Source organism: Dialister sp. UBA1703 (genome assembly GCA_002320515.1).
GTDB lineage: Bacteria > Bacillota > Negativicutes > Veillonellales > Dialisteraceae > Dialister.
Map to the genome: position 1 here is coordinate 27,462 of DCJJ01000145.1, position 2,890 is coordinate 30,351.

Below are 2,890 nucleotides of genomic sequence, written 5' to 3' on the forward strand. Positions count from 1 at the left end.
TGATTTAATCAGCGCTTCCTTAAAAAGGCGCCCCTTTGAAAAGGCGCCTTCTTCTTTTACCATTTACACTTTATCCTTTGTCCCATTTACCATTGCCCTGCTTTGCCTTCGGCCCCCACTGCGCGGCCCTCTCCCGCCCTGATGACAAGGGGCGTAGTCGGGGCCGCAGCACCCTAAAACTTGCCCACCCCCGCCTGCGGGGGTGGGGGGACCACGAAGTGGTGGAAGGGGGAGGCCGCCGTAGGCGGCCTGTGCCCGCCTTGCGGGCATAACTTGCTAAAAGCTGACTGCCATCGCCTCTACGCTGCAAGACAATAACGGCATTTATCTTTTACCACTTCCAAAGCATCCTTACGCCTTCTTGAAGGGGTCATCCTCCGGGTTCCTGTTGTTCAGGATTTCATCCAGTGTCTTCATGGGGCACATGGAGCCGCACATGGTACAGGTGAATTCATCCTCCGGCTGGCTGCTTTCCCGGTAGCGGCGGGCCTTGGCTGGGTCGATGGCCAGGGGAATCATTTCCTTGAAGTCCACCTTTCTTCTGGCCCAGGACATTTTTTCATCCCACAGGGCAGCCCCCTTCACTCCTTTCGCCAGGTCTGCCGCATGGCAGGCGATTTTGGAAGCCACGATGCCTTCATGCACATCGTCCAGATCCGGGAGGCGGAGATGTTCCGCCGGCGTCACGTAGCAGAGGAAATCGGCACCGCAGGCCGCGGACAGGGTACCTCCGATGGCAGCGGTAATGTGGTCATAGCCCGGTGCCACGTCGGTGACAATGGGCCCCAGCACGTAGAGCGGTGCCCCGTGGGTGAGTTTCTTGGCGATTTCCACATTCATGCGGATATCGGACACCGGCATATGGCCCGGTCCTTCCACCATCACCTGCACCCCCGCCTTCCGGGCGCGAACCACCAGTTCGCCCAGATTAATGAGCTCGGAAATCTGGATGGCGTCGGTGGAGTCGTGGCCGCTTCCGCTGCGGCAGCCATCCCCCAGAGACAGGGTGACATCATATTTCTTCAGGAGTTCCAGCAGCCGGTCATACTGCTCATAGAAAGGATTTTCCTTTCCATGCATGTACATCCAGGCAAAAAGAATGGAGCCGCCCCGGGAAACGAGATTTGTGATTCTCTTATTTCTCATAATATGCTTTGCCGTCTCCCGGTTCAGTCCTGCATGAATGGTCATGAAATCCACGCCGTCCTTCGCATGCTGCTCCACCACGGAGAAAAGGTCATCAGCAGTCATATCCTTGAGGCCCTTATGAAGCACGCCTTTCACATCGTACATGGGCACCGTGCCGATGGCAGCAGGACTGTTCTTCACCAGCCACTGCCGGAAAGGTGCCGTCTCCCCGTAGCAGGACAGATCCATAATGGCCTCCGCCTTCATCTCCCAGGCCATCTTCGCTTTCGCCTGCTCCGTTTCATAATTGCACACATCCTCAGAAATCCCCAGATTCACATTCATCTTCGTGCGAAGCCCCTTGCCGATGGCATAGGGATGAAGAGATGTATGATATATATTGGCCGGAATGACGATGGTGCCCTCCGCAATCCCCTGACGGATAAACTCCGCAGAAACGCCTTCCTCCCGCGCCGCTGTCTCCATTTCCTTCGTAATGATACCCTGCTTGGCCGCTTCCAGCTGTGTCATATGTGCCTCCCATTTCATGTATAATAAAAAGCCCGCCATAGCGGGCTTTGAGCAAACAGATTTTCTGCTTCCTTACGTCGGTATAAACCGCATCAAGTTCAAAGGGTCGGATCCATCCTCTCAGTCTTTCGACTCCCCCAGCATGAACCTATTATACCATATGGCGTCTATCTGGAAGCAAAAAGACTCACAGCTTTCATATTTTAAATTCATTGAACTGGTCAAAAAAGTAGTGGAGAAATCATCCGATGAAAACGATTGATTATTACATGCATCTGCCTTACCGACTGGAAATCGTGCCGGATCCGGATGCATAATCACCGGCGATACCTTAAAAAGTGTTGTCGAAAACGCGGAAGACGCCAAAAAGGAATGGCTCACCGCAGCTCTGGATATGGGAGCCCCCATTGCTGAACCAACACCGGTAACGGAGCCGAGAAATCCCCCCTGCCGCTCTATTCAAATGGCCTCAAAGCATAGCACGTAACACAGGCTCCTTCCCCAGGAAGAAGCTGGGCGAAGCCCTGAGGAATACCGAAATCTGATGTCTGACCGTCTAATCCCTCAAACCTCAAATCTCTCTTTCCCAACAAAAAAGCCGGAACCTGAAGTTCCGACTACATCATCATTGGTGCCGAGGACCGGAATCGAACCGGTACGATCTGTAAGGATCGCAGGATTTTAAGTCCTGTGCGTCTGCCAGTTCCGCCACCCCGGCCAAATACTTTTGGCCTTAAATCTCATATCAAGTTTACTGGCTCTCAGGGTGGGATTCGAACCCACAACCTACCGGTTAACAGCCGGTTGCTCCACCGTTGAGCTACCTAAGAATGCAGTTTCGCAATGCAAATCTATTTACTCGTTACACTCGTATAGATTTGATGCTCATTGCTTTCGACCTACATCAATTCACTAACGTTCGTTGTGTTAGGTCATAAAGCCTGGCGACTTCCTACTCTCCCAGGGCGTTGCCACCCAAGTACCATCGGCGCTAAGATGCTTAACTTCTGTGTTCGGTATGGGAACAGGTGTGTCCATCTCGCTATCGTCACCAGACGAAAACTACATGTTTGCAATATATATATTCTTTTGGTCAAGTCCTCGACTTATTAGTATCTCTTAGCTGAGAGTATTACTACTCTTACACATGAGACCTATCTACCAGGTGGTCTTCCTGGAGTCTTACTCTATAAATAGATGGGAAATCTAATCTTGAGGGGGGCTTCGTGCT

General features: G+C 52.3%; 1 protein-coding gene, 2 tRNA genes, 2 rRNA genes and 1 riboswitch. All 5 genes read right to left on the minus strand.

Annotated features, from left to right (window positions below):
* Window positions 1-351: 351 nt before the first annotated feature.
* Window positions 352-1,659: a phosphomethylpyrimidine synthase ThiC gene (gene thiC / locus B2Y11_RS06400; protein WP_291057455.1), complete on the minus strand. Its 1,308-nt coding sequence runs from the start codon at window positions 1,657-1,659 to the stop codon at window positions 352-354.
* 52 nt (window positions 1,660-1,711) lie between these two features.
* A riboswitch (TPP riboswitch) is annotated at window positions 1,712-1,808 on the minus strand.
* A gap of 480 nt (window positions 1,809-2,288) precedes the next feature.
* Window positions 2,289-2,377 (minus strand) — tRNA-Leu (locus tag B2Y11_RS06405).
* Between the two features lie 37 nt (window positions 2,378-2,414).
* Window positions 2,415-2,489, minus strand: a tRNA-Asn gene (locus B2Y11_RS06410).
* A 109-nt stretch (window positions 2,490-2,598) separates the two neighbouring features.
* Window positions 2,599-2,715 (minus strand): 5S ribosomal RNA (gene rrf / locus B2Y11_RS06415).
* Between the two features lie 33 nt (window positions 2,716-2,748).
* Window positions 2,749-2,890 (minus strand): 23S ribosomal RNA (locus B2Y11_RS06420); the annotation flags it as partial.

Bases quoted from the DNA above. Each gene is read 5' to 3' on its own strand.
- thiC (WP_291057455.1), bottom strand. From the start codon at position 1,659: ATGACACAGCTGGAAGCGGCCAAGCAGGGTATCATTACGAAGGAAATG.